The sequence below is a fragment of the Siccirubricoccus soli genome (assembly GCF_024178315.1).
In the GTDB taxonomy this organism is placed as follows: domain Bacteria; phylum Pseudomonadota; class Alphaproteobacteria; order Acetobacterales; family Acetobacteraceae; genus Siccirubricoccus; species Siccirubricoccus soli.
In genome coordinates, this window is record NZ_JAMZIK010000037.1 from 1 (window position 1) to 26,999 (window position 26,999).

A 26,999-nucleotide genomic window follows, 5' to 3' on the forward strand; every position below is an offset into this window, starting at 1 on the left:
CCCTCGATGGCGTTCAGGCGCCGGACCGCGCCGCCATAGTTGTTCTCGTAATGGCTGACCAGCAGCCGGTCGGATAGGCCCTCTAGCCGATGTGGCTTGAAGGGCAGCGGGAGGACTTCGTGAGCCATGGGGTGCCTCGTCCCAAGAGATACGGGACTCCTACGCCCGCCGTATGGAGGATACAAGTGTATCTTACCGGTGTTTCGCCAAGTGCTATGGTGCGCCTATGAGCGACCCCGAAACCCTCGTGCGGGCTGAGCACGCCCGCTGGCTGCTGCTGGTGCACCAGCTCCCGCCCAAGCCCGGCTACCCCCGGGTGAAGGTCTGGCGGCGGCTGCAGGCGCTTGGCGCCGTGGCGGTGAGGAACGCCGCCTACGTGCTGCCTGCGGGCGAGCAGGCCCAGGAGGATTTCGAGTGGCTGCTCAAGGAGATCGGCGAGCTCGGCGGCGAGGGGATGATCTGGGAGGCGCGGCTGGTGGACGGCCTCTCCGACGAGGATGTCCGCGGCCTGTTCAACGCCGCCCGCGGTGAAGACTACGACGCCGTCTCGAAGGAGGCCCGGGCCCTCACTGCGGCGTTGGACGCCGCAGATGCCCCGATGAGCCGAGCCGAGGCCAAAGCGAAAGTCGGACGGCTCCGCACGGAGGTGGCCCGGATCGCGGCTATCGACTTCTTCGGGGCGGATGGGCGCGAGCAGGTCGAAGGGTTGCTCTCGGGCCTGGAGGCCCGGACGCAGGAGGATGAGGCCATGGAGGAAGATCGCCAGGAGCGGCCATCGGGCCCAGCCGCGATGGACGCGCTCAAGGGCCAGGTCTGGGTAACACGGCGCGGCGTCTATGTGGATCGGATCGCCTCGGCATGGCTGATCCGACGGTTCATCGACCCGGAGGCGCAGTTCAAGTTTGTGCCTGCCAAGGGCTACGAGCCGGAACCCGGCGAGGTGCGCTTCGACATGTACGAGGGCGAATTCACGCACGAGGGTGACCGCTGCACTTTCGAGGTGCTGCTGTCGCGCGCGGGTCTGAACGACCCCGCGCTCGCCGCCATCGGCGAGATCGTGCACGACATCGACCTCAAGGACGCGAAGTTCAGCCGCGAGGAGGCGAGCGGCATCGCCCGCGTCATGGACGGCATCGCCGCAGCCAACAAGGACGATCAGCGGCGCCTTGAGCGCGGCGCCGCCGTGCTCGACGACCTCTACGAGGTCTTCCGCCGGACGCGAGGGTGAGGACGGGGCGGTGTCGTGGCTGGCCTGGGGCCTCGCCCTGCTCCGGCCGCCCGGCTCTCACGAAGTGGTTGGACTTGGTCCCTTGACCGAGGAGGATCCCGATGACGGAGACGGTCGGCAGGCTGGCACTGCTGTGGCGTGGAGACCGCGAGGCGCGCGCCAACGCTACCCCGGCGAACAACAGGTATCACCGGATCTTCGAGGAGCTGGCCGCGCGCCGCATTCGCGCCGAGCCCGCGGTCTACTCCGAGGAAGCGGAGGACGAAGTGCGGGCACAGCTTCTGGGCGTGGGCGGCGTCCTCGTCTGGGTCAACCCGCAGGACGACGGCCGAAACAGGCACAGGCTCGACGCGATGCTCCGCGACGTCGCGCAGCGAGGCGTGTGGGTCAGCGCCCATCCGGACGTCATCTTGAAGATGGGCGCCAAGGAGGTGCTCCAGCGGACCAAGCACCTCGGATGGGGCACGGACACCCACCTCTACCGCTCCGCCGAGGCACTCCGGGCGGAGTTCCCGCGCAGCCTCCAGGCGGAGGGCCCGCGCGTGCTCAAGCGGAACCGGGGCGACGGCGGCCAGGGCACCTGGAAGGTCGAACTCCTTCCCGAGCGCGACGGCATGGTCCGCGTGCTGGAGGCGCGCCGGGGCAGCGTGCCGGAGGACGTCCCGCTTGAAGACTTCCTGGCGCGCTGCGATGAGTACTTCGCGGTGGACGGCTGCGTGGTCGACCAGCCGTTCCAGGCGCGGCTGCCGGACGGCATGATCCGCTGCTACGTCGGCGCGGACAGGGTCGTCGGGTTCGGCCACCAGCTCATCAGAGCGCTGATCCCGCCACCGCCCGAGGGGCCGGACTCCCCAGAGGCGCAGCCCGGCCCGCGCATCATGCACCCCGCCTCGGCCACGCAGTTCCAGCGCCTGCGGGCGCTGATGGAAGAGGAGTGGACGCCCCGCATGATGGAGACGCTCGGCATCAGGAGGGAGGAGTTGCCCATCATCTGGGACGCCGACTTCCTCTACGGGCCGCCCACGGCGGATGGCGAGGACACCTACGTGCTCTGCGAGATCAACGTCAGCTGCGTGTTCGCCATCCCGGACCAGGCGCCCGCGGAGATCGCGCGGTTGGCCGAGGAGCGGCTGCGATCCGCCGGACGCTCGGGTTGAGGCGCCGCTGAAGGCCCACGCGCTGCCCAGCGCCTTTCGCGGGACGGTGGCCAGACCCACACCCTGGCGACAGCCGCCGACGCAGCAGCCATCTCGCTGGATCCGCGGCTCGCCCTCGGGCGCGGCTGCGTCGCCGCGCCGTCCGGGGCGCCTGTGGTTGGCCGAGGAGCGGCGGCTGACGCTCCTCATGCAGCCGCGCGCTGCAGGCGGTGCTGGCCGCCCGGCGCCCGTGCGGCGGCTAGCCGTTGAGCCGCTGCCTCCAGCGCGGCCAGTGGCGGCGCCGCGGACGCCTGGTCAGGAGGACGACGCCACCTCGCCCCGCGGGTCCGGACCGGCACCTGGACGGCGGGCCGCCCGGACCGCGTGGGCCCGGACCGGCGCGGCAAGCACCTTGTCGATGCGGCGGCCGTCAAGGTCGACAACCTCGAAGCGCCAGCCCTGCGCCTCGACCGCCTCGCCGGGGCGAGGCAGCTGCCCCATCGCCTGGAGGACGAACCCGGCGACCGTCTGGTAGCCGCGCTCGGCGGGCAGGGCGATCCGGAGCCGCTCGGCCATCTCGTCGGCGGCCATCCATCCCGCCAGCAGCCAGGAGCCGTCCTCGCGGCGCACCGCCGCCGGTTCCTCCCCGGCCTCCATGTCTGACCGGAAGGCGCCGACGATGACATGGCCGAGATCGGCAGGCGTGACCACGCCTTCGAAGTGTCCGTACTCGTCGTGGATCAAGGCCATCGGCACCTCGGCCCCCTGCAGGATCTCCAGCACGTCCAGCGCCTCGGCGGTGTCGGGCACGACCGGGGCGGTCAGGGTCCTGGCCCTCAGGTCGAGCGGCTCGCCCCGAACCAGTGCGGCGAGCAACTCGCGCGCCGCGACGACGCCGAGCATGGCGTCCGGCGAACCGTCGCCGACCGGCAGACGGGAATGCGTCGTGCGGAGCAGCGTCTCGCGGACCTCCTCCTCGCCAGCGGTGGCGTCGAGCCAGTCCACCTCGCCTCGCGGCACCATGACGCCTCGCACCGGGCGGTCGCCGAGGCGCAGAACGCCCGCGATCATCCGCCGCTCCGCCGTCTCGATGGTGCCGTGCCGCTCGGCCTCGGCGACGAGCGCCCGCAGGTCCTCGTCCGTGACCTTCTCCTCCGGCTCCTCGCCGAGCCCGAGCAGGCCGAAGATCAGGTTGCTGGAGCCGTCGAGCAGCCAGACCACCGGCGCCGCGACCCGCGACACAACCGTCATCAACGGCGCCATGCGGCAGGCCAGGCCCTCGGGGTTGCGCAGGCCGAGGCGCTTGGGGACGAGTTCGCCTATGACGATGGAGAGGTAGGTCACCAGCGCCACCACGCCGCCGAAGCCGACCGGCTCGGCGACGGACTGCGGCACGCCAAGGCCCACCAGCCAGGCCGCGAGCCGCCCGCCCAGGGCCGAGCCGGAGAAGGCACCCGCGAGGACGCCGACCAGGGTGATGCCGATCTGGACCGTCGAGAGGAAGCGCCCCGGGTCCTCGGCGAGGGCGAGGGCGGCGGCGGCCCCGGGGCGACCGGCGTCCGCCATGGCGCGCAGCCGCGGGCGTCTGGCCGAGATGACGGCCAGCTCGGAGAGGGAGAAGACGCCGTTCAGGACGACGAGGACGAGGACGACGGCGATTTCGAGCAATGCTTCCTCCGGGGCGACCGCGGCGGCGCGACCTCTGGATCAGCATAACGTTGGCACCGCCAGCCCGGGCCATCGCCGAGACCTGGGCATGTCGCGCCACGTGCGCCGCATCCGCCTGCCGCTCGCGTCGGGCGCGGAGTCCGGACGCGACGCGGGTAACCCGAGGCGGCGGGACAACCAGCCTTATGCCGTGACCGAGGCGAAGACGCCGGGAACCGACCGGACGCTACCCGGTGGTCACGGCTTGACGGGAGTGCGGCTGCCGACCGGGACGCGGCTGCTCCTCTCTGGAGACACCGCGAACTACGCCGGAGCATCGGCGCCCTGCTGCTGGCCGAGGTTCTCGCCGAACAGGTTCTGCTCCGGGCGCGGCCCGCCCTGGCGATCCATCGGCCAGGAGACGGCATGGTAGCCACAGCCGACAATGCAGAAGTGGCAGGTGCCGTTATGGACGTTGGCGTCCCGGGGCGGGATGGGCAGGCGGTCGATGTTGCGCTTGTAGGCCATGGTGCCCTCCCTCAGCCCTGCAGCACGTTGGAAAGTCGGCCGTAGGTCAGCTCGTCCACGGCGACGGCATAGACGTCGCCCGCCTCGCCCACCCGGAGCTTGAATTGTGCGAGGCTCTGGGTCGCGTGCCCCCAGATCTCCAGCCCGCCCTTCTCTGGCCGACCTCATCCGGCGCATGGGTGTCCCAGTGGCGTCTCTGTCGTGCTGGCGGCCTCTGCCGTCGTGCTCTGGAACGCCGCCATCTACCTCGACAGCTCGGCGCTGACCGCCGGGACCGTGCAGGCCGCCGACAACAAGCAGCTGCGTGGCGCCACCATCGCGCTGCACAGCATGGCTGGCTACGCGGGCGGGTTCCTCGGCCCGCTCGGGGTCGGCTGGTTCCTCGACCTCGCGGGCGGACGGCCTGCTCGGCTGGGGACTGGGCTTCGGCCATCTTGCGGTGGTCACGCTCGCCGAACTCGTCGTCCTGCGCCGCCTTGGCCGGACGGAGCACCCGTTGCCCGCAAGGCCCGACTTGTCGCCACAGACGGAACCTGCTCGGACCTTCAACTCCGGCCCGGCAAGGTCCGGTTCAGGAGGCAAGGCGGCCATGTATCTGGGACACATGGAATCGGCGGCTTCGCGCCCTTTCCGGACGTTAGTCGCGCCGTCCGTCACGCCCAGAAGCGGACTCATTCTTCTCCTGAGCCAGCCGGGAAGTGCCGTGCCAATTCGGCTCGGCGGGCGTTAACCAGGGCGCTCTGTCAGTGCTCAATTGAGTGAGCACCTGCGCGATCGGCGACGCCCACGTTTGAAGAGGAACAAGCAGTGGCCTCCATCCTCGACATTGCCGCACTGCTGCTCACGCTTTCGGCTCTCTTTGGCTGGCTCAACCACCACATCGTGCAGCTTCCGCACTCAATCGGACTGCTGGTGATGGGGCTGGCCGCCTCCCTGCTGCTGGTCCTGCTCGACCTCGCAGTGCCGGATCAGCACATCTACGAGGATCTCACCGGAGCCCTGCGGCAGGTCGACTTCACCGGCATCGTGATGGACGGCATGCTGGCCTTTCTGTTGTTTGCGGGCGCCCTGGGGCTCGACCTTGGTGCCTTGCGGAACCGCGCGTGGCCGGTGGTCACCCTCGCGCTGGTTGGCACCGCCATCTCGACCACGGTGGTCGGCGTGGCCTTCTGGGCCGTCATGCACGCCATCGGGCAGCCGCTATCGCTGTCCTGGGCGCTGGTCTTCGGCGCCCTGATCAGCCCTACCGACCCGGTCGCCGTGCTGGCAACGCTCAAGAACGTCAAGGTGCCGCCTGACCTCGAGATCGAGGTGCAGGGCGAAGCGCTGTTCAACGACGGCGTGGGACTGGTCCTGTTCACCCTGCTGCTCGGCTACGCTGCGGGATCGGGTAGCGACGCCAGTGTCGGCTCGGTCGCCCACCATCTGGTGTGGGAAGCAGGCGGTGGACTGGCTCTGGGCGCGTGCACGGGCTTTGTGGCCTACCGTGCCATGCGCGCCATCGACGACTTCCCGGTGGAGGTGCTGATCACTCTGGCGCTCGTGACGGGCACCTATGCCCTGGCGGAAAGGGTCGGCACGAGCGGCCCGCTCTCGGTCGTCGCGGCGGGCATGATCATCGGCGACAGGGGCGTGCGCTACGCCATGAGCGACCGCACGCAGTCCTACGTCTCCGCCTTATGGACGCTGATAGACGAAGTCCTGAATTCGGTGCTCTTCCTGCTGATCGGTCTCGAGGTGCTCGTGCTGCGCTTCGAGCCCACCGCGCTGGCGGTCGCGGCGGCCGCGGTGCCGATTGTCCTCGGTGCCCGCCTTGTCGCTGTCTCCGCTCCGCTGCTCCTGTTTCCCTGGTCCGGGCGACTGTCCGCGCGAAACATACCCTTCCTGACCTGGTCCGGGGTCCACGGGGGCATCTCTGTGGCCCTCGCGCTGTCGCTGCCGGGCGTCCCGGAGAAGTCAACGCTCCTTACCGCGACTTATGCGGTGGTGCTCTTCTCCATCATCGTCCAAGGCTCGACTCTCGGCTTGGTCGCGCGACACACCTTGCTCGGCGGCAAGGCCGAAAGTCCCTAGTGGATCGCGTCCGCACCGTGTAGGCATCTTGCGATGCATGGGAAGGCGCATCGCCACAGTGTCATGGCCCCGCAAGACCGACGCGTTCACCCTCAACCCGCGTCACCTCATCCCGGGACCAAACGCCTAGTCCACTGCGCGGATCGTGCGCCGTCATCGTATGCTATTGTAGTGCGAGTCTGTCCGTAGATCAAAGGCACCATCGGGCAGATTGAAGCGGTGCTGGATGAGGCTGAGGCTCTCAGCTCTGTGGAGCTTGCGGTCTGCATACAGGACAGGCGTCTTCCGCGGCACGTCGAACACGACGCGCCCACGCGGCCATTCCTCATACTCGGACCAGAGTGGCGCCAAGGGTACGCCGCGGCGACGAAGCTCCGCTGCACCGAGCGCGGCCAAGGCTGCCCAGTAATCATAGTGGCCGCCGTATGTGAGAAATTCGCCGTAGGGCTCGGCAGCGTTCAGTTCAACCAGATCGGAGATTATCGCCAGCCCGCTGCCGTTGCGGATGATCCAGAAGATGCCCACCAAAGGCATCTCAGCCTGGTGAGGAAATTTGGGCAAGTCAGCCGCCGTGGCGTTGCTGGAAGGTGACGGTGGGCAGAGGTCTGACTTCTTCATGCTGCTTGATTCACCCTCGTCGTTGAGCAGGTCGCCTGAAAAAGCAATCCAGCAACTCCGATCAGGAGGCATTTGGCGAGCGCCAATGGCTACGTGCCCAAATCCTGCCAGATATTCGTCGACCGTGATCCTCAAGTCGGCGCACCAGAACTGTGCCTCGACACTGGGCAGAGGGATGGCGAACCGGCTGAGCGCCATCTTGATCCTCATGGCCCAGTAGGCGCGGACCATGAACTCCGGCGAGGGACGGGAGACGGCGCGGAGGGCGGGCTGCTTGGACAGGTCGGCGGGCTATGCCTAGAGCGGCCGTGTATCGAGCCGTTGCGATTGACGCCGTCCCAGCCGTCACGCTGGGTCCGTTCGATTGCCCCTGGAGACGATGAGCATGTCGCCGTCCGGCAGCGGACGCTGGAGCTCCCGGGCAATCTCCCAGGGCGCCGCCATCCAGGTGTCCATCTCGTCTGGCGTGGTCAGCAGCACCGGCATGGCCTTGGGGTGGATGGGGCCGACGACGCCATTCGGGTCGCAGGTCAGGAAGCCGTAGAGCTCGTGCTCGCCTTCCACCGGGTTGGCCTTCGTGCCGCGGACACCCTCCCAGCGGGTCCAGATCCCGGCGAAGGCAAACAGGGCGCGCTCCTCCGAGAGGGCGAACCAGACCGGCGTCTTCCTGGGCTTGGTGTCCTCCCACTCGCAGAAGGACGTGACCGGCACCAGGCAGCGGTGCGCCGGATCGAGCCAACGGCGCCAGTGCGGGCTGCGGGTGTTGCGGATGTTGGTGACCGGCGCGCCGCCGTACTGCGCCGGACCCGGCATGCCCCAGCGCATCATGGTGAGCTCCCGCTCGCCATCTTTGGCCTGCCGGACAACGGGCGCCATGGTGTCGGGGTAGATGCCGGGCAGAGGCGGCAGGTTGCCGGTGCCGTCCCGCATCGCCCGCGTCAGGTCGCGGATCGCCCGCTGGTTGCTGGTCAGGCTGTAGAGGTTGCAGATGTGGACGGCCCCCCCTTGCGTCGAACGTAGCAGACTTTCTGACCCGATCGCTTGCTCTCAGATGTCCGGCCTGTTTGCGCGAGCAAAGCTCGCTGGCCGAGATGGTGTTCGCTACGCCCGCTCCAAGCACATGGGCGACATTGGTGGTGCCAGTGTAACCTTCGGGAAGTCGTGCGTATCGACCGATCGGTCATACCATCTACTGCGCCGTGCAAGTTCGGTGGCAAGCCGCCGGGCAGCCTCCCGGGCCCGTTGGCTCGATCTCAGATCAGTTCGGCATGGCAGATGGCGGCCTGTTGTAAACGCCGCCCGATATCATCAGGCGCCACGCGATGCGGGCGAACTTGTTGGCCAGCGCTACCGCCACCAGCTTCGGCGGCTTCCGCTCCAGAAGCTCGGCAAGCCAGGGCGTGGGCGTGTGACGGCCCTTCCGGATGTGCCTCAGCAGCGCGGTCGCACCGACGATCAGCGTCGATCGAAGTAGTGAATCCCCCGCCTTGGTAATGCCCCCGAGCCTCTGCCGCCCGCCGGTTGAATTGTCTTTGGGTGTAAGCCCGAGCCATGCAGCGAAGTCGCGGCCCGATCTGAACGTCTCTGGCGGTGGCGCCTTCATGCTGAGCATGGCCGACCCGATAGGTCCGACACCGGGTATCGTCGCAATCCGGCGGCTGACATCATCCTCGCGGTGCCACTTCATCAACTTGGTTTCGATCTCGTCGAGGCGCGCTTCGACCGCGGCATACTCCCGTGCCTGGAACCGGAAGAGATCGCGCGCCATCTCGGGGAGGGTGTCATCCTCGAGGACCCGCTTGATGAGTGCATTGACGTTCTGCCGTCCGGCGGGGCCGATGATGCCGAACTCCGCCGCATAGCTCCTGAAGGCGTTCGATAGCTGCGACTTCACACTGACCAGGCGCTCTCGCACGGTCATCAACATGCAGGCCGCTTGGCGCTCCTTTGACTTGACCGGGACGAACCGCATGTTTGGCCGGGTGACCGCCTCGCACAGCGCCTCGGCGTCAGCAGCATCGTTCTTACCGCGCTTCACGTAGGCCTTCACGTACTGCGGCGGGATCAGCTTCACCACGTGGCCGAACGACTGCAGCAGGCGAGCCCAATGATGAGAGCTCCCGCAGGACTCAATGGCGACAAGGACCGGCGGAAGCCGTTCAAAATAGCGGATCATCTCGGTTCGCCGGAACTGGCGCCGTACGACCACGACCTCATTCTCATCAACGCCGTGGAGCTGGAACACCGACTTGGAGGTGTCCACGCCAATGCGGACTGGGATGTTCACTGGCCTCTCCTCTCATCTGGCTGACGCAGACGCGTCATGAAGCCGTTGGGATGAGAGGCCGTCCACACCAGCACATCACACAACACCTCAGGGCCGCTTTCTCTTCCGCTTGCTTGGCGCCGCGCCAATCATAACTGCCTACCAGAACTCCGTGAGCTGCGTGGCACCCCGTCGCATTGCTGCCGCTCGCTGGCGCTTGGCTTCGGCCGTCATGATGCCGAGGTCGGCCCTCGCTCATCCATTCCCGCCGCTCAGCGCCAAGCTTAGGTGAAAGCCCTCTCGACCACCCAGCGACGTGGCATGACCTGGAAGCCCTTCGGCTTGTCTTCCAGGCCGCAGCGCCAGAGAAGGCGGTCACGGTGCTGCGGTACCGCAAGCTGTCAGCCGCGCTGAGCTGCGGGCCAGCGCGCGGAGGCGCCGCCTTTGAGACCGGGGCGGTGCATCTCCTCAAGTTCCACCTTCAGCGCGCGGAGATCGAGCCCGCGCAGTGGGCGTCGATGATGCCAAGCGCGACGCGTCTGCCCCCCGTTCCCACGCGAGCACCAATTCGTTGCTAGCCAGACCGAATATGTACCTCCGGTAGTTGCTTAATACTCCAGAGAACAAGACACAAACAGCAGAATAGAATAATGCATTCTATTACTTTTCTGGACAAGCAGGGGTCTCAGCAGGAAGGTTCCGTCTTCGAACCTCGCCCGTTGTTCAGGGACGGGCAGCGGAGGGACCTTGGCGCGGCGGACCATCATCATATCCGGGCGTCCCCAGCTTGATTCCGTGCGGCTGAGACTGGCGCAGTCGAGGGTGGGGCATGGGGCCAGGGTAACGCCCATCGAGGGGATGGCAGCCCGACTCGCGGGCGGTTTCCTGACGGCGGTGGAGCCGGGTGCACTGGCGGAAGCGGCCGCCCAGGCGCTCAAGGTGCTTTCCCCGACCGAGATGGGCGACCTGTCTGCCATTCGCGACCTGCCGGGCGTACCCAAGACCGTCGTTCTGTCGCTGCGCCGTGCCTGGGCAGCGGGTCTCGACCTCGGCGCGGCCGCGGCCGCACCGGGCGCGCATCCCCGTCTCGGCGAGATGGCCCGCGTCGAGGCCGCCGTGCTGCAGCGTCTGGCCGAGGCGAAGCCCTGCCAGCTCCGCCCGGCCGACCTCGCCGCGAAGGCCATGGAGCGCCTGCAGCACGCTCCTGCGGTGCTGGGCGAGGTCGAGTTCCGCGGCCTGCCGGACCTCGACCGCTGCTGGCGCAGGCTGGTGCTGGCCCTGGCCAGAGTCACGAATGTCGTGTGGGACTGCGAGCCGTTCGAGACACCCGCATGGCTAGACGGCTCCGGCGTCGAGATCCGCCGCGGCAAGGCCTGGAACCCGAAGCTGACCACGTTCAGTTGCGCGACGCCGCGGCACGAGGTGGTCGAGGCCCTGCGCTGGGCGCGAAGGCTGATGGCCGAGCAGGGGGTGAAGCCACAGGAGATCGCCATCGCCGCGGCCTCCACCGCCCCCTACGACGACTTCATCTTCTTTCTGGGGACGGAGGCGAACCTCCCCGTCCACTTCGGCCACGGCCGCAACGCCCTGCATACCGCCGAGGGGCAGACGGCCGCGGCGCTGGCTGACGTGCTGCTCCGCGGCCTATCCCAGGAACGCGTCCGGCGGCTCGCCACGCGCGCCGGGAAGGGCACGAAGCTCGCGAAGCTGCCAAAGGACTGGACCACGAAGCTGTCCTCCTCGGCGACCTTGACCACCGCGGAGCGGTGGAAGCAGGCCCTGGCAAAGGAGGAGGCGCGCGAGGTCGCCGACATCCTGAGCCCGGTCATCGAGCTGCTGGAGCAGGGCTCTGACGTTGCCGCCCAGGCCGGGGAGGATCTCCTCAACGGCGCTGCCCGGGAGCTGTGGCGCCGCGCCCTGGCTCAAGCGCCGGGTTCGGCCATCGAGCGCGAGCTTGGCACGCTACGGGTGAAGGAGGCGGACGACCCCGACCCAGAGGCGGCCATCGCGTGGATGCCCGCCTCGGCACTGGCCTCCTGTCCCCGCCCCTATGTCTGGCTGCTCGGCCTGAACGCCCAGGCATGGCCGCGCCCGGCCCGCGAGGACCCACTGCTGCCGCAACGCGTCCTTGGCGGATTCGTCCTGGAGGAGGTCTCCACGCCGAAGGCCGATCGCCGCAGCTTCAAGGCCATCGAGATCTCGACCACAGTCGCCGTCGCCCGTTCCTTCAGCCGCCGCGAGGCGGGCGGCCGCCTGCTCGGCCGAAGCCCGCTGCTGAACGGGGCCGAGGTGACCTACCTGCAGCGCACCCGCATCCCCGAGCATGCCATGAGCGAGCCGGACCGCCTGATGGCGCGGCCGGGAGACTTCTCCGGCTTGCCCGTCGCTCAGTCCGCCAAAGGCTGCTGGGATGACTGGCGCAACCGGGACATCACCGCCCACGACGGGCTGGTCGCGGCGAACCATGGCGTCATCGAGCACGCGCTCAGGAAGCCGCAGTCTGCCACCTCCCTGGCCCTGCTGCTGCGCAATCCCATCGCGTTCATGTGGGCCTACGCGCTCGGCATGTCGGCGCCGGAAATTGACGTGGAGAGCGTTGAACTCGATAGGCGAGCCTTCGGCTCCGTCGTCCACCGCATCCTGGATCAGTCCGTCCTCGCGCTGGAGGCCGATGGCGGCATGGCGAGCGCGACGCCGGACCGCATCGCCGAGGTGGTCGCGGAGAGGACCAGGGCGGTCGGCCTGGAGTGGCAGACCGAGCAGCCCGTGCCGCCGGACATGCTCTGGCGTGCCGAGCTGCGCCAGGCCGAGACCATGGTGGTGAATGCGCTACGCTATCCGCTCGGCGAGCTGAAAGATCAGTCCGGCCAGCGCTCATTCACCGAGGTGCCCTTCGGCGGCGGGAAGAACCTGGATACTGCAAGGGACCTGCCCTGGGATCCGGCGTTGCCCGTCACCGTGCCCAAGGCCGGGCTCACCATCGCCGGGCGCATCGACCGCGTGGACATCTCTGCCGACGGCACCGCCGCCCGGGTGGTGGACTACAAGACCGGACGGCACGGGGGCGAATACGTCCTCAACGGTGGCCGCGAGCTTCAGCGCTGCCTCTACGCATATGCGGTGCGGGCCCTGCTCGGAGGCGACCCGGAGATCGAGAGCGCGCTGCTCTTCCCTGCGAAGTCCGGCGACGCCGCGGGCCACTACGACGTGCTTCCCGACCCATCCGGCACGCTGGACATCCTGAGCAAGGCCCTCGCCGACGCGGCCGAGGCGCTGCGCCAGGGCCGGGCGCTGCCCGGCGTCGCCGCGGGCGCGACCTGGAAGAGCGGCGGCGAGGACGACGACTACGCCTTTGCACTGCCCGTCGTTCCCGGGACCATGCTCGGACCGAAGAAGGACTCCGCGCGCAAGCTCCTGCCTGAAACCGTTATCAGCCTCTGGGAGCGTGCCTGATGCCGCTCGACGCAGTTCCCCTCGCAATCCGGGACCAGCTGGCGCGCACGACGGCGCTCACCGCGCTCGACCGAACCCTCCTTGTCGAGGCCGGGGCTGGCTCGGGCAAGACCTCCGTCCTGGCCGGGCGCGTAGTCATGCTGCTCGCCTCCGGCCGCGCCCCGGGCGACATCGCCGCCATCTCGTTCACCGAGTTCTCGGCTAGCGAGCTGCGCGAGCGCATCGTCGGCTTCGTCGATGCCTTGCTGACCGAAACCATGCCGCTCGACCTGCTGCCCGCTTTTCCCGGCGGGAAGCCCAGCGAGGAGCAGCTGGCCCGGCTGGCGGAGGCGCGGGCCGCGCTCGACAGCCTCTGCTGCCTGACCATCCACGGCTTCTGCCGGACGCTGCTGACGCCCTACCCGGTCGAGGCGAGGATCGACCCCGGCGCCGCCATGCTCGACCAGGCGGACACGGATCTGCTGTTCGAGGACGTCTACATGTCCTGGCTGCGCGAGCGCCTGTCCGGCGACGACAAGCCGGGCGACCTCTTCGCTACGCTCTACCTGGCCGACCAGAAGGCGACCGACGCGCTGCTGCGCGACCTGACGGAAAAGCTGCTGGAGCACCGCTCGGCCGGGGTGGCCCGGCGCGACCCGGTCGGCGCCGAGATGCAGGCGCTGCTCGACGCTGCCGCGGCCTTCCGCGGCTTCCTGGTCGCCGAATGCCCAGGCAACTGCTCGCCGGACGCCGCCCTGTTCGCCGACCAGCTTGAGGCCACCCTGGCGGGCGCGCCACCCGCTGCCGCCAGCGAGGCGCTGACCCTTCCCTGGATGATCCGGCTGGCCGTGCCGGAGTGCTGCGCCATCGAGAAGGGCACGGCCTTCGGCAAAAACCTGTCGAGCAAGAAGGCGTGGCTCGCCGCCTGCGGCGGCGGCAAGGCCATGCAGGCGGAGGCCGAGCGCCTGCACGGGCGCGCGCAGGAACTCTATGAGGCGTGCCGGGGCGCCCACACTGCCCTCCGCGCCGCGGCCGCTGGCCGCCTGCTGCACTTGCTGGCCTCCGAGGCGCGCACCATCATCGCCAGCTACTCCGAGGCCAAGCAGAAGGCCGCGGTGCTCGACTTCGGCGACCTGCTGGAGAAGGCGCGCCTCCTGCTCGCCGGGAACGACGAGGTGCGGCGCGCCCTCGGCCAGCGGCATCCGGTGGTGCTGGTGGACGAGTTCCAGGACACCGATCCGGAACAACTCGAAATCTTCTGGCGGCTCTGCTCCGACCCGCCCGCGGGCAACCCCGGCGCGGAGTGGACGCAGTGGGTACCGCGCCCAGGCGCGCTGTTCCTTGTCGGCGACCCCAAGCAGGCCATCTACCGCTTCCGCGGCGCCGACCTCGCGGCCTACCTCCAGGCCCGCAATCTCATGCGGGATCACGACAAGGACTGCGTCCTCCCAATCTTCAGGAACTTTCGCTCCCGGGCGGAAATCTTGAACTGGGTGAACGAACAGTTTGAGGCGTGTTTCTCGGTCGAGGGGCAGGCTGAGTTCGCAAGGCTGGAGACCGACGTCGCCGACACGCTGGGCTTCCCGGCGGTTTCCGCGCTGCCCTTCGATCTCGAGGGGCTGAAGGCGGACGGCATCCGCGACCTCGAGGCCGACCGGGTGGCCGAGCTCTGCTCTCTCGTCGTCGGTAATGTGCAGGTCCGCGACCGCAAGGGTGGTCTCCGGCCCTGCAAGGCGTCCGACATCGCGTTGCTGGCTCCGGCGGGCACCGATCTCTGGCGCTACGAGCGGGCGCTGGAGGAGAAGGGACTGTCGGTCGCCACTCAGGCGGGCAAGGGCTTTTTTCGGCGTCAGGAGATCCAGGATCTCATCGCCCTGACCCGGACGTTGGCCGACCACCGGGACCGCCTGGCGCTGGGTGCGCTGCTGCGCGGTCCGCTGGTGGGACTGACCGACCAGCAGCTGCTTGATGCGGTCGCCGAGCAGACCGAACCAGGCCAGGACCCGCCGCAGCTCAGCGTCGACCTCGGATCCGGCCCCAACCTGGAGAAGATTTCCAATCCGCTGTTGAAGGAGATCCTCGGGAAGCTGAACAGCCTCGCCAAAAAGAGGCGTTCGGTGACCCCGCACATCATGCTTTGCGAGGCGGTCGAGTACCTGAACGTCCGGTCCATCCTGCGTCAGCGCGGCGACCGCGTGGCAGAGCGGGCACTGGCGAACCTCGACCTCTTCCTGGAAATGGCGCGCCCCTACGACGTCCGCGGGCTGCGGGCCTTCTCCGACGCGATGCGGACGCAGTGGGAGGAGGCCAGGAAGGCGCAGGATGGCCGCCCGGATGCGGGCGAGTTCTCCATCAGCCTGGTCACCATGCACTCGGCCAAGGGGTTGGAGTGGGGCGTCGTCATCCCGGTGAACACTGCCGGAAAGGCGATGGATATGGTGAGGGTCGCCTATGACCGGACCGCCAACATCCTGCACATGGCGGCCTTCGGCTGCCAGCCGGAGGGCTGCCGCGATGCGTTGGCGCGGGAGCGCCAGGAGCAGAGATTCGAACGCCAGCGGCTGTGGTATGTGGCCGCCACCCGGGCGCGCGATCTGCTCCTGATGCCGCGCTTCGACAATGGCAAGCTCACCTCGGAGTCTTGGTGCAGGCTGGTCTCGTTCCGGCTCGACGACCTGCCCGAATTCGTGTCCGCCGAGCGCGCGGCCAATATTCAGACCTCCGAGGACACGGAGAACCGCCAGGACCGCGCCACCTTCCTGCGCGAAGCCGACATCATCATGGCGGCGCTGCCGCGCATCCGGCGCGACACGCCCCACCTTGCGGAAGGCGCGGAGGCACCTGACGCGATGCTGCTGGTCAGCGAGGACCTGGAGGGGCGGGAGCTGCTGCCTGTGAAGGGCGGCCTGGAGCGGGGCCTCATCCTGCACAAGCTGCTTGAGGAGGTTCTAACCGGGGAAATCGCGGAGACACCCGAGGCGCTAGCCGCGCGCGGTATGGAGCTATCCGACCAGCTCGGTCTGAAAGACGAGAAGCGGCCGGTGCCGGAGGAACTCGCCCGGGCGGTCCGGCGTGGTCTGGGCAGGCCGGAAATCGCCGCCATCCGGACGAAGCTACGGCCGGAGTGGCCCGTAGCATCGACAACCATGGTGGACAGCGAAGAGGTGGCCACCCTGGGCGTGGCCGACGCGGCCGCTGTCGAGGAGGACGGGAAGACCTCATCTGTGGTGGACTGGAAGAGCGACGTGGAGCCAAGCGAGGGCGCCATCGCCGAATACTGCGGTCAGCTCGGGAAGTATCTCCGGGCCACGGGCGCTCCCGAGGGCTTCCTGGTGTTTCTCACCTCGGGAGATGTGAGGCGCGTCTCCAATCCGGGCTGAGGAGGTCCTCTGGCATTTCTGCGATCACACGTTGACCACGCGCCAGCCGAAGAAGTTGGCATCCCGCCCGGGGCTCACGTGCAGCATTCCGCCAGGTAGGCGTCGGGCGAGGGCCTGGCCGCGTCGAGCACGAACCGGCGCCAGGCAGCGGCTTCGCGGGCCATCAGAATGAGCTCGTCCACGCTTCCGACCCGGCCCATGGCCTCGTCCGGCGAGCGCCGCGGCGGGCTACCATCGCCCCCCCAACCGCAGTGCGTCGCGGCGAAGCACCGCACCTTCCCACCAGTGCACCGCGAGGACCAGGCCAGCCGCCCCGGGCGCCCGTCGAAGCAAGGCGAAGCCGAGGATGGTGGGACCGGGCACTGCGACCGCCGCACGGAAGGCGCGCTCGGCCGCAGCCAGGTCATCCGGACGCAGCGCGGCGACATCCGATTCCGGTGCGTAGAGCTTGGCCTTCCAGCCTCGGCTGGCGAGACGACCGAGGAGGCGCGGGGGGGCTCCGGTCGGCGATGGTGACTGTGGGGTGATGTCGAGGGGCATATTGGCTCCGGATGGAGAGTTCCGAGCAAGTTGCCCCGCGAGCAGTGGCTAATGTTGCGGGCTCGACCGAAGTGACACATGCCCTCCATGCCCGACCACCAGAGGCGCCAAGTCACCAATCGGCCCGTCCGGGCGCTGGGACCTGGGACGGAGGCAACATCGGGCCGCCCTGGCCATCGCGCACATGGCCGCCTCGTTCCCGCGCCAGCAGCGAGGCACGCCGCTTCAGGTTCGGTCCACGCGGGTCGCGTAGCATCCGGGCGCGGCGAAGTGGACGTGCAGATAGGCGGCCCGCGGGTCGGCGAGCAGGTGCTCAATCGCTGCCTCGAGTTGGCCACCCTCGATCAGCTCCCAGCCGACCATCATGGCGTCCGTGTCGAAGGCGCGCACGGCCAGGGTGCGCAGACGCAGCTGCTCGGGCACCCGGTCGACCGCGTCGAACCGCTCCTCACCCCTTCGCACGTAGACGGCGAAGCGCATTCCGTACGGCGAGTCGACCGGGTGGTGCTCGTGGTTGACCAGCAACAGTTCGTCGCCGGGCCGGGCGTCGGTCAGGCTGACCCGGCAGGGTAGCTGGGCGTTCGGTCGTCGGCGATGCGGCGCACCGCACCGTGCGTGGCCGTCTCCGCGTCGGAACGGCCTCCTGCCCGCCGCACTCACGCGCCCCTCTGGAACTCCATCGGGAAGTCGGCCGAGGCGAGCGACGCTCCGCCGTCCACGTGGAGCGTCTGACCGGTAATGAACCCAGCCTGCTCCGAGCACAGCAGCGCTACGGCGTCACCCACATCGGCTGGGGTCGTGAGCCGTCCCATGGGCACCCACCCAGCCCCGGCCCAGCCGCGCAATGCGTCCAGCACCTCGGGCGGCAGGGTGGAGAACACGCTGTCGTCCGTCGCGCCGGGGCTGACCGCGTTAGCGGTGATACCGCGTCCAGCAAGGTCCCAGGCGAGGTAGCGCAGCAGCGCCTCCATTGCCGCCTTGGCCGGTCCCATGGCCGCCCAGGACCGCCAGCTTCCCATCTTTGCGCCGGGTGCGTAGGTGACCGCGACGATCCGGCCGCCCCGGCCCATCATTCCCACCGCCTCGCGGGCACTGTGGAGTAAGGCAGTGGCCTGGGAGTCGATTGCTGCGCGCCAGTGCTCGGCGGTTAAGTCGAGCACCGGCTGGTAGAAGTGCTGTACGTCTGGCCGGGCGTTGGCGACGAAGATGTCCAAAGAGCCCAACCCCGCCTTCGCTTCGGCGAACATGCGCCGGATGTCCTCGGGCCGCGTCACGTCGGCCTGGACCAGCACCGGCTCGGTGCCGCGTTCGCGCAGCAGTCGGGCGGTCTCTTCGGCGGCTTGCTTGTTCCTCAAGTAGTGGACCGCAATCTGGCCGACACCACATTCTGCCAGCTTGAGCGCAATTCCACGGCCGATTCCACGTGAACTGCCGGTGATGATTGCAGTACGGGCTTTCACCTTAATGCCGTTCATGGCCACCTTGGTTCCTCCCTAGTGGTCCGATCGAGCCTGACAGTTCCCTAGATGCCGTGGACGCGACCTGCCGCCGCTGACGCGTGGCGCAACTGGCGCCCCTGGGGGTCGAAGGGAATCTTGAAGTTGAAGGCCGAGAGGGTAGGTCCGAGGTCGTGCAACGCCTCCAACTTCCGGGACGCCTCAGCCCAGGTCGGCGTCTCTTCGTCGGCCACCCACCACATCACGTAGGTCGGCCATTCGGGCCTGCGGAACCACTCTCCGCGCTTGGCCAGAGCGGCCTTGTGGAGTCCACCGTAGGCGAAGCAACGAACGGCCTCGATGTCGCGCCAAAGAGAGAGGGTGCTGGCGACGGTAACCTGCCCCGGCTCGGTCCCGCCGTCGTAGAAGCGTGGCACACCGAAGACGCCCCAAGGGCCGAAGTCCTGGCCAAAGGGCGGTCGCGTGCGGTCGGGCAGGACGGCGCGGCCGAGGAAGCCGCCCGAGCCCTCAGCCTCCCCAAAGACGGAGGGGATCATTGCCACGAAACCGCTCATCACCTCAGAATCCAAGGCGCCTTTGCCGACCGCAAAGGTGTAGAACGACACGCGCGGCATGCTCGCCTCCTTCCCATCATCCCGGCTGGGGCGATTGCTGCGCCAAGGTTGTCCCCGCGAGCAGCAGCATGGACGCGGCCATAGTGCCTCGATGCATGAACGGGCCTCCCTGGCTTGCTTTGAACCGACATTCACGCGTCGGATTGGGCTGCTGAGAGCGCTATCGGCATACAGGCATTGCAAACTGCACGTTGCGGCGCCGAGAACTCGCCGACTACCGTCGGAATGGCGATGGCGCCATTTCGAGCGGCTAATGAACTAACGAATGCGGTAATCTTGGCGGCTATTTTCGGACAAAGCACGCGGGAACCACACGCGAAACGGCACACGCATTCGTTGTGCGTCGCCGGTTTCGGCTAGACCCATCAACTACGCCGTGGCGCACGGATCGTCGGGACTGACAGCATGGCCACTAGGCGCCGATGATTTGGTGTTCTATTTTTGTCCCGCCATGGATCGGACCCTCTCCTACACGGTCGGCGACCTCGCCTCAGACGAGGCCGTGCAGCTACGGTGCGATTGCCGAGTCCGAACATATGGCCGAGCGGAATTGGCCGTGCTGGTAGGGTGGGATGCTCGGCTTCACCTGATTGGGCTGCGGCGGAACCTGTGGTGCCGCGACTGCGGCGAGCCACCCTTCGTTGGCTGGGTTGTGTCGGCGGTTCCCAGACGCTAGCCCCAGGTCAGGCGGAACTTCGTCGCATCCACCTGATCGGCGAAAAGGAACCGCCGTCCTATGTAAGTCTGCATGGGCAGCCTTGACCGCCGCGATGCCGGTCGAGAAGACCAAATCCAGGCAGAAACCGAGTCCAATCACGGCCCCGACCACGAAGGGTTCCTCGATGGCGTTCGGCTTGCCCTTGCGCCGCTCTTGCAGCTCCCGGGCGATGCAGAAAACCGCCGGGCATGGTGTCCGGACGCTGTTCGAGCCCATGCCGATCGCATTTTAGTAATGAGACGAGCACGTGGTCACCAGATTGCCTCGTCCTTGTCCATCATGGTGTCGAGCCGCTTTGCCAGACAAGCGCGGCCCGCAGCGCGCGCGTGGGCGGCGGCGCGGCGGCCCTGGCGGTCGCGCTTCGCCATCGCGCTCGCCGACCCGAAGGCGGTCTGAGCGTCTGGGACCGATCCCATTTTCCTGTCCGGTCGCGGGCCGGTCCGGGCTAGCCCGGGTGCTCGCCTTCGCGGCAAGCCAGCCTAGCGCTTAGCCCATCTCGTCGCGACGTTCTCGGCTTGGCAGACCACATCCCGCCACAGCCTCAGCTCCCGACGCGCGTCCTCAAGCGCCCGGTGCGCGGGCACCTCCGCCTTGGCGGCCTGTCGGGCGGGTTCGAGGATGCCGTCGAGCAGGTCGCGCCGAACACCGACTGGCACGCCACCGCGCTCGAGCGCGGCGAGCGCGGCCTCCCGTTGTATCTCATACGAGCCCCGCAGGCGGAGCGCGTGCCGCGGGAGCCCGGCAGCGCGCAGCAGCTTGCTGAGCCACTGGCCGTCCCAGGACGGCGCCGAGGCGTAGAGCTCATGGCCGGTCAGGATGTCTACCATGCGCTGGGCAACCACATCGTGGGGTGTACCCTCCCGCATCAAGGTGTCGAGGGCGATGCGGTGGATACTCTCGGCCTCGGGGCTCCATTCCGCCCAGCCCGGCGCGGGTACGATCAGGTGAACCTCCTCGGCGCCGTCCTCGGCGGCCCAGCCGACCTCGATCGGGAACCCGTGCTTGCCCAGGCTGCTGGCCTCGAAATCGATAAAGACAATCATTGAGGAGAGCTTCGGCTCGGGAGCATCCTCAAATAAGGCAATTCGCGCCCGCATCGCGCAAGCATGCTCCTACGAATGGAACTTGCGCCCAATTGCCCGTCCGACGCTTGCGACCGACTTTTTCAACATCGGTCGAAAGCCGCGGTTCTCGACTGCTGCTTACTCTCGTCACCGCACGCCTCCCAGTCCGCCTGATGTCTTCGGCTGGCCGTGTCCTGCTGCCATTCCCGCATTTGCTTACGCATCAGAAGCTGCTGGTGCCACCGCCGGTCAGCCCGCGGCAGCTCCTCACCTTGGCGCAGGCAGATCCTGACCCCTCGGCGCCCGTCGGCCTGCGTGCCCCGTAGCCGCCACGCCTGGGTTGCCAACTTGCGGACCAGGCTCGCCGGGGCTCCACCCAAGGAAGCGGAGCTGCAGGGCGAAGCGCAGCCCATCCGCGCTGACCGGCGCGAGGCAGCGGTCGTGCGGCTCCGGCGGGCGGGTGTGCAGCCAGGCCGATGCGCGCAGCTCGAACAGATAGCTCCCGCGCGGCACCTGCAAGATAGTGTCGATCCGGGGCCGCCGCGGGCCACGCACCCGCCGTCGCAGTGTGAACGAATGCAGCGGCCCGGGGCCGACGACCCGTGGCGCTTCGGCCACGTTCCCGTTGCAACTGTGCGACACGGCGCATCCTTGTCAGCGGTTGCCGTGCTAGGCTGCAGACCAGTCAGTCGTGGGAAACTCGCGCCATGGACGGCGATCGAGACGAGACGAAGGTCATCGCCCGCCTGCCTGGCCTTGACATTGCGGTCCTTCACCGCGGTGTGCGAGGTGGCGGAGAGGAGGTGATGGTCGCCCTCCGTGCGGTGTCGCCCCTCCGGAACTCCCGGCACCTGGGCGAGGCCACCCATCCGCTCCTGTTCTGGATGGGGCTGGCGCAGGCCGCCTGGAACCCCTGGCTCAGCTGGCTGGAGGCGGCCTACCGGCCGCCCTGGACGGCCCACGGCCAGTAGGTGGGAGCGGACCGGTTGTTGGGGCACTGCCCACTCTCATCCTGGCACGGCTAAGAGGGCTCGCTCTAGTTGATGGGCATTCGCTGCGGCTGGTCCGGTCCGTCCCTCAGGCCGCGCCGTTGATCTGGGAGCACGAGGAGCGCGACACGGACGGCGAGTTGGTAGCCGTCTACGAGAGTTGGCGCAGGCGGGGTGATGGCCACCTCGCTTTCATCAAGTACTCACCCTATGGCTGGGTGCTCAGCGTTTCGGGCCGATCATCCCGTCTGCCACCCCCAAGGATGCCCTCAGCGCTGGTGACGGCGGGCGACATCCATCAGCGCTGACCGATTACGTCTAGTCCTCGGCAGCCGCGACGATGGCTACCTGCCCCGCCATGACTCTCGGTGGGTTCGGGGCGATGTTCCGCTCGCGCATGACTGACACCACCCATGCGTTCGCCTCCATCGCGTGCTCGCGGGTGTCGAACAGCGAGGCCGAGACACCCCGGCTGCTGTCAGCCTCGTCGAGGAAGGCGTAGTAGCCCCGGAAGCCGGGCGCGCCTTTGATCGTCAGGAACACGTGCTCTCGCGCCAAGGGCAGAACCTCCTCCCTCGGCCCAATGCCTTCGAACAGGCGGACGGTGGCGAACATCCCGGGGCCGCTGTCGCGCTGGACCTTCGACACCTCGTGCAGCAGTGCCTCCCCGGTCATCACCTCCGGCGGGTTCGGCAGCAGGTCTCTGAGGCTGGATACCACCCCCTCGCGGACCCGATCGTCGGCCCGCATGGCCGACTTCGCGTCGTGGAAGATGGTGACCGAGACGACGTGACCATCCTCGCTGCCGAAAGCGACATAGCCCTTGAAGCCGGGCGTGCGACGGAGCAGCGGCACGAAACCATCACGGACCGACGGCACCAGCCCGTCGATCAGGGGGGCCTTGTCGGCGTACTTGCGGACGGTGACATGCACGGCACTCCTCCCATCCTCTACCGGTCCCGGCTGGGAGGGGAGTCCATGGCCGATCCCGGCCGCCAACGCTGCGCCCCCGACAGTGCAACGGTCAACGCGGACAGGCGAGCTCGCCCTCAATGTCCCGCCCCGGACGGCCTGCACCAGGCAGCGCAAGACGCTGCTTTCCCGGCGCGATTTGCCGCGCGAAGCACTGTTTGCACGATGCCGCCCGACGCAAGCGCCAGCGCTTCGTCTTCCCAAGCGCCCCGTCGGAAGCCGACCACCTTGTTCGACCGCCTGCGGCCGTCCACGATTTCTCAGTGGTTTGCCATCTCGACCGAAACTCCGAACAGCGGCCGCAAGCTCAGTGGCCGCAGTTTAGGAGAGACAAGCGACAGCGGCATGAGCGATGGCTCAAAGCCCCGCTGCTTTTGGCTGCTTGCAAACTAGCTGGCTCGGCTAGAGTCAGGTGCGCCGCCGCCGGAGCGAACGCTTTCAGTCCTCGCGGCGGGAGGAGGTCAGTGCGCATGGACACCGACTTGGCATCCCGGCTGCTCGTCGCGGCGCGGGCCGGGGACGTGGAGAAAATTCGAGCACTGCTGCCGTGCGTTGGCAATCCAGAGGAAGATGGCGCCTCCGACGCGCCAGGCGGAATCACGCCGCTGATGGCGGCGGCAGCAGGTGGCCACGAGGAGGTCGTGGAAGTATTGCTGGCGTGCGGCGCCGACGCTGCAAAGTGCGACCACCAGGGCCGCCGCGCCGCTGCCCACGCGCGCGCTGCGGGCCACACTTGTCTGGCAAAGCGGCTCGACACTGTGGTGGACAAGGACCAGACGATCTGGTGACTGCCTGCTAGACAGGCGCGGCTGACGACCACGTGCAAAATAGCATGCCGGGTATCCGTGCATGTGGCGCAGCGGGCGGCTCAGCCTTGAGCCACGGAATGGGCGGCCGCCAGAACCGCCATCGTCAATGGCTATACAGTCGCCAGCACGACTGTCTCACCCATCGTTACCCGCGGCGGCCGGTAGGCCAATTCGCCCAAGTGCTCGCGCATGAGGCGCACCACCTCCTCATGCGTGCGAATGGCTTCCTCGCGGCTGTCGAACAGGGTGACCGAGACTGCCCGATCTGGATTGCCCTCATCCCGAAAGGCGTAGAAGCCGCGGAATCCCGACGCGTTTATGATGGCGGGCAACGTGTGCTGGCTCACCACGGAATGCATAGTCTCGGTTTGCCCGGGTAGACCGCGATAGGTGCGGATCACGACAAAGAGCGCCTGCTGGCGATCCTTCCGCTGCTCCTGCGGATGCGCGATGGACTCGAAGACGGTCTCCCCAGCCACGACCTCCGGCTCCTCAGGCATGAGGTCGCGCATGTTGGCCTCAATCCATCCGCGAACTCGCTGGTGGGCGTCCATGGCAGTGTCCCGGTCGTCGAAGATGCTGACCGAGTACGCAGCATCTCCCCTCTCGGTGACGAAGGCGCAGTATCCTCTGAACCCTGGGCATCCTTGGACGAGCGGCACGATATGGTCCTGCGCGCGCTGCGCCGCCTGCGTCACGGAGCCCGCTAGCCCGGTCTTTCGGATCAGCACATACATGGAGCCGTACTCCTTCCCGCACTGTCGCGGGCGGCTCGGAGACTCATTATCGCCGCCCAAGCACCGGAGAGGTGCGTCTGTACCGCAGCCGAATGTGGATCGCCTTTCATGGCCTGCGGCGTAACCTCCTCGGGGCATGGCTTCCCGGCTGCAAGAACGGCCGCTGGTAAAGGCGAGTTCTAGCGGGAGCGGATCGCTGGTGATCGGCCGGAACTAAACCACCAGGGTGGGGAGAGCCCTCGTAGGGGGACCGGTCGGGGCCGGAGCCGACCTCTGGATGGCTACTTTCCTCGCCAGCAGGAACCAACCCCACGACGGCCCATTATCTGCCTGCCGTAGGGCGGAGCATCCCACCGGCAGCGAACACGCCTTCCGACGGCGGGGACCAAGCTCTATGGACAAAGCGACGCCGACCGTCCCACCGCCAAGACCCGAAGACCTGAGCAGCGCACTCAGACGGAACATCGAGGCGTTAGAGGAGCGCCGTAGACAGGAGGCCGCCGCTGCACCTATGGAGGCGCGGGTCGCCGAGGCGATCACCCGCTTCACCGGCAGCATGGGCTTCGTCTACGTCCACCTTGCGCTCTATGGCAGCTGGATCGTGGCCAACCTTGGCGTTGTGCCCGGCGTGCCCAAGTTCGACCCCTCCTTTGTCATCCTGGCGATGGTGGCCTCGGTAGAGGCGATCTTCCTCTCCACTTTCGTGCTGATCAGCCAGAACCGCATGGCGGCGGCGGCCGACCAGCGGGCCGACCTCGACCTGCACATTAGCCTGCTCACGGAGCATGAACTGACCAAGCTTGTGGAGCTTGTCACGGCGATGGCGGAGCGCGACGGGGTTCGGGCGAACGCCGACCCCGAAATCGCGGAGGTCAAGAAAGACGTGGCCCCGGAAGCTGTGCTCGACGAGATAGAGAGCAAACAAACCTCCGAATAGCCTTTTTCCCTCACCCGTTCAGTCGTTGGTCCTTGCGCGTTTCCGTTGCGCCTGCAGCGGTATTCGCCCTGGCGTCTCTCTACGATCACCTGCTCGGGGCCGGTCTCTCGGGTGATGGCACGAGCCTGCGCGACTACCTCGCAGCGCTCTGCCCCGGTGCGGGAGCATGCCTTCGCCGCGACAGGTGGCGGCCACATCGCTGTGCGCGTCGCGTCTGACGGCCAAGGGGGAGTCGAGGTGTTGGCCGAGGACGACGGCGTGGGTGTCCCGTCCGGGGCTGAGGACGGCGGCGTCGGGCTGGGCGTAGCGCGGTGGCTGATCGAGCGAGCCGGGGGAAAGCTGGTACTGCGCTCGGCGCCAGGGCGGACGGTCTAGGCCATCGCCTTACCCGGCCGCCGAGCGCTGCGCCGCAGCGCCGGGGCCGCCGACGTGCCGTCGGTGCGGACTGCGGCGCGGTCACTAAGGCAGCGGTAGCGATCGCGTGTCGAGGCCACGGCGGTGCTGGCGGTCAGGCGCCGTCGGCCCTGCGACCTGGGCGGGCGAGGCGGGACGACGGCAGGTACAGCGTGCAGCGCAGGCCCTCGGGCTCAAAGCGAAGGTCTGCGCCCATACCCGACTGCATCGCCAACCCGCGCTCAAGCAGCCGCAGCCCGAATCCCCGTCGGGCGGGCGGACCGACGATCGGCGGACCGCCGCGCTCCACCCACTCCACCGTGTCGCGGGCAGTCCCACCATTTTCGGCATTTGCGGCGCGGCACGCCACTCGGACATGTCCAGAGGGCACGGACAGCGCACCATGCCGGAGGGCATTGGTGGCAAGTTCGTGCACGGCCATGGCCAGGGTGAGCGCCGCACCGGCTGGCAGGAACACCTCCTCCGCGTCACAGCCGGACAGGTCCACTCGCCCGCCGTCCACCACCAGGGGCGTGAGACCTGCCCGCACCACCCCGTCGAGCGGCGCACCGGTCCAGTCCTCGTGCGTGAGCAGGTCATGCGCGCGCGCCAGCGCGAAGATGCGTCTCTGGAATGCCGCCGCGAAGGACGAGAGGTCAGGCGACGCGCCACGTGTGCCCAGGCGCGTGAGCGACTGCACCACTGCAAGCGTGTTCTTGACGCGGTGATTCAACTCGTTCGTCAGCACCGCCCGCCGCTCCTCCGCACGTTTCCGGTCCGTCTGGTCCCGCATGATCGCCAGGAGTCCGAGGGGCGGCGCCTCTGAACCCGCCGCCGGGTCGCGCAGCGGCATCGACTGCCCGCTGGCCCAAAACCGCGTACCATCCTGGCGCAGGTGCCAGCGCTCGTTCTCAGCCCGCCCCTCCGCGAGGGCCGTCGCCGCCTCCCGCTGTGGCACCCCGGCGGCACGGTCCTCGGGCGTGAAAATGATGTCGGCCGGGCGGCCCAAGATTTCCTTCTCGGTCCAACCCAGCACCCGTTCCGCGCCAGCGTTCCACGAGGTGATGCGCCGGTCGAGGTCGGTGGTGAAGATGGCGTAGTCGGCGGTGCTGTCGAGGATAAGGTGCAGCCGCTCCTCATGCGCGCGCAGTGCCGCGCGACTCTCGGCCAAAGCAGCATTCGCCCGACGCAGAGCCTTGTTGGCGGCCTGCGATGCCGCGAGGTCCGCCCGGCCCGCTGCCATCTCCCGCCCGTGCCGCGCCTCGGCCTCGACCGCTGCCGACTGCGCCACCCCTCTGTCTGCTGCACGATCGGCTCGCTCGCGGGCGAGTTCGTCGGCGTCCAGTCCGGCCACTTCCGCGGCCGAGACGCCCGCCTGCGCGAGCGCCCTGCGCAAGACGGCGACTTCCGCTTCAAGCTCCGCAATGCGTGCCTCGGCTCGTTCATCCCGCCCTGCCGGGC

Annotated in this window: 21 protein-coding genes; 8 read left to right on the plus strand and 13 right to left on the minus strand. The window is 68.2% G+C overall.

Annotated elements, in window-relative coordinates:
- The first annotated feature begins 226 nt into the window (after positions 1–226).
- Both NJ376_RS06605 and NJ376_RS06610 read left to right on the plus strand, forming a co-directional pair.
- The gene (locus NJ376_RS06605) at positions 227–1,228 is read left to right on the plus strand and encodes a chromate resistance protein ChrB domain-containing protein (RefSeq protein ID WP_252952458.1); all 1,002 of its coding nucleotides are present in this window, start codon (positions 227–229) and stop codon (positions 1,226–1,228) included.
- A gap of 101 nt (positions 1,229–1,329) precedes the next feature.
- On the plus strand, positions 1,330–2,385 hold the full coding sequence (locus NJ376_RS06610) for a Cj0069 family protein (RefSeq protein ID WP_252952459.1): 1,056 nt from the start codon (positions 1,330–1,332) through the stop codon (positions 2,383–2,385).
- 294 nt (positions 2,386–2,679) lie between these two features.
- Here the strand turns inward: NJ376_RS06610 and NJ376_RS06615 are convergent, their stop codons facing one another.
- Complete coding sequence (locus NJ376_RS06615) at positions 2,680–4,032, minus strand: hemolysin family protein (RefSeq protein WP_252952460.1); 1,353 nt, start codon at positions 4,030–4,032, stop codon at positions 2,680–2,682.
- A 303-nt stretch (positions 4,033–4,335) separates the two neighbouring features.
- Positions 4,336–4,539 carry a hypothetical protein gene (locus NJ376_RS06620; RefSeq protein WP_252952461.1) on the minus strand — a complete coding sequence of 68 codons (204 nt, stop codon included), beginning with the start codon at positions 4,537–4,539 and terminating at the stop codon, positions 4,336–4,338.
- A gap of 807 nt (positions 4,540–5,346) precedes the next feature.
- On the opposite strand from NJ376_RS06620, the gene NJ376_RS06625 reads away from it, so the two are divergent.
- Positions 5,347–6,612, plus strand: coding sequence for a cation:proton antiporter (locus NJ376_RS06625; RefSeq protein WP_252952462.1), 1,266 nt, complete (start codon positions 5,347–5,349; stop codon positions 6,610–6,612).
- A 153-nt stretch (positions 6,613–6,765) separates the two neighbouring features.
- On the opposite strand, the gene NJ376_RS06630 is transcribed toward NJ376_RS06625, so the two are convergent.
- The 3 genes from NJ376_RS06630 to NJ376_RS06640 form a co-directional block, all read right to left on the minus strand.
- Positions 6,766–7,428 carry a hypothetical protein gene (locus tag NJ376_RS06630; protein ID WP_252952463.1) on the minus strand — a complete coding sequence of 221 codons (663 nt, stop codon included), beginning with the start codon at positions 7,426–7,428 and terminating at the stop codon, positions 6,766–6,768.
- 147 nt (positions 7,429–7,575) lie between these two features.
- Complete coding sequence (locus tag NJ376_RS06635; protein ID WP_252952502.1) at positions 7,576–8,220, minus strand: SOS response-associated peptidase; 645 nt, start codon at positions 8,218–8,220, stop codon at positions 7,576–7,578.
- Between the two features lie 268 nt (positions 8,221–8,488).
- Positions 8,489–9,517 (minus strand): IS110 family RNA-guided transposase, encoded by a 1,029-nt coding sequence (locus tag NJ376_RS06640; protein WP_252952464.1) that lies wholly within the window; start codon positions 9,515–9,517, stop codon positions 8,489–8,491.
- 837 nt (positions 9,518–10,354) lie between these two features.
- Between NJ376_RS06640 and NJ376_RS06645 the strand changes: the two genes are divergently transcribed.
- Positions 10,355–12,949, plus strand: coding sequence for a PD-(D/E)XK nuclease family protein (locus NJ376_RS06645; protein ID WP_252952465.1), 2,595 nt, complete (start codon positions 10,355–10,357; stop codon positions 12,947–12,949).
- Positions 12,949–16,308, plus strand: coding sequence for a UvrD-helicase domain-containing protein (locus tag NJ376_RS06650; protein ID WP_252952466.1), 3,360 nt, complete (start codon positions 12,949–12,951; stop codon positions 16,306–16,308). The genes NJ376_RS06645 and NJ376_RS06650 overlap by 1 nt, the downstream gene beginning before the upstream one ends.
- 228 nt (positions 16,309–16,536) lie before the next feature.
- Here NJ376_RS06650 and NJ376_RS06655 read toward each other — a convergent pair whose 3' ends face one another.
- From NJ376_RS06655 to NJ376_RS06675, 5 genes are all read right to left on the minus strand, one after another.
- A complete protein-coding gene (locus NJ376_RS06655) occupies positions 16,537–16,848 on the minus strand; it encodes a hypothetical protein (RefSeq protein ID WP_252952467.1) in 312 nt (103 codons plus the stop codon).
- Between the two features lie 225 nt (positions 16,849–17,073).
- The gene (locus NJ376_RS29190; RefSeq protein WP_370288011.1) at positions 17,074–17,610 is read right to left on the minus strand and encodes a DUF1203 domain-containing protein; all 537 of its coding nucleotides are present in this window, start codon (positions 17,608–17,610) and stop codon (positions 17,074–17,076) included.
- On the minus strand, positions 17,505–18,323 hold the full coding sequence (locus tag NJ376_RS06665; protein WP_252952469.1) for an SDR family oxidoreductase: 819 nt from the start codon (positions 18,321–18,323) through the stop codon (positions 17,505–17,507). The genes NJ376_RS29190 and NJ376_RS06665 overlap by 106 nt, the downstream gene beginning before the upstream one ends.
- 47 nt (positions 18,324–18,370) lie before the next feature.
- Complete coding sequence (locus NJ376_RS06670) at positions 18,371–18,919, minus strand: DUF3291 domain-containing protein (protein ID WP_252952470.1); 549 nt, start codon at positions 18,917–18,919, stop codon at positions 18,371–18,373.
- Between the two features lie 1,197 nt (positions 18,920–20,116).
- On the minus strand, positions 20,117–20,734 hold the full coding sequence (locus NJ376_RS06675; protein WP_252952471.1) for a 3'-5' exonuclease family protein: 618 nt from the start codon (positions 20,732–20,734) through the stop codon (positions 20,117–20,119).
- 674 nt (positions 20,735–21,408) lie between these two features.
- Here NJ376_RS06675 and NJ376_RS06680 point away from each other — a divergent pair.
- Positions 21,409–21,672: a hypothetical protein gene (locus NJ376_RS06680; RefSeq protein WP_252952472.1), complete on the plus strand. Its 264-nt coding sequence runs from the start codon at positions 21,409–21,411 to the stop codon at positions 21,670–21,672.
- A 336-nt stretch (positions 21,673–22,008) separates the two neighbouring features.
- Here the strand turns inward: NJ376_RS06680 and NJ376_RS06685 are convergent, their stop codons facing one another.
- Positions 22,009–22,623 carry a hypothetical protein gene (locus NJ376_RS06685; RefSeq protein WP_252952473.1) on the minus strand — a complete coding sequence of 205 codons (615 nt, stop codon included), beginning with the start codon at positions 22,621–22,623 and terminating at the stop codon, positions 22,009–22,011.
- Between the two features lie 509 nt (positions 22,624–23,132).
- On the opposite strand from NJ376_RS06685, the gene NJ376_RS06690 reads away from it, so the two are divergent.
- A complete protein-coding gene (locus tag NJ376_RS06690) occupies positions 23,133–23,450 on the plus strand; it encodes an ankyrin repeat domain-containing protein (RefSeq protein WP_252952474.1) in 318 nt (105 codons plus the stop codon).
- Positions 23,451–23,581: 131 nt separating this feature from the next.
- On the opposite strand, the gene NJ376_RS06695 is transcribed toward NJ376_RS06690, so the two are convergent.
- On the minus strand, positions 23,582–24,208 hold the full coding sequence (locus tag NJ376_RS06695) for an antibiotic biosynthesis monooxygenase (RefSeq protein WP_252952475.1): 627 nt from the start codon (positions 24,206–24,208) through the stop codon (positions 23,582–23,584).
- 511 nt (positions 24,209–24,719) lie between these two features.
- Between NJ376_RS06695 and NJ376_RS06700 the strand changes: the two genes are divergently transcribed.
- Positions 24,720–25,145, plus strand: a complete 426-nt coding sequence (locus NJ376_RS06700) for a DUF1003 domain-containing protein (RefSeq protein WP_252952476.1) — start codon at positions 24,720–24,722, stop codon at positions 25,143–25,145.
- Between the two features lie 508 nt (positions 25,146–25,653).
- On the opposite strand, the gene NJ376_RS06705 is transcribed toward NJ376_RS06700, so the two are convergent.
- Positions 25,654–26,934, minus strand: a complete 1,281-nt coding sequence (locus NJ376_RS06705) for a sensor histidine kinase (RefSeq protein WP_252952477.1) — start codon at positions 26,932–26,934, stop codon at positions 25,654–25,656.
- Positions 26,935–26,999 lie beyond the last annotated feature (65 nt).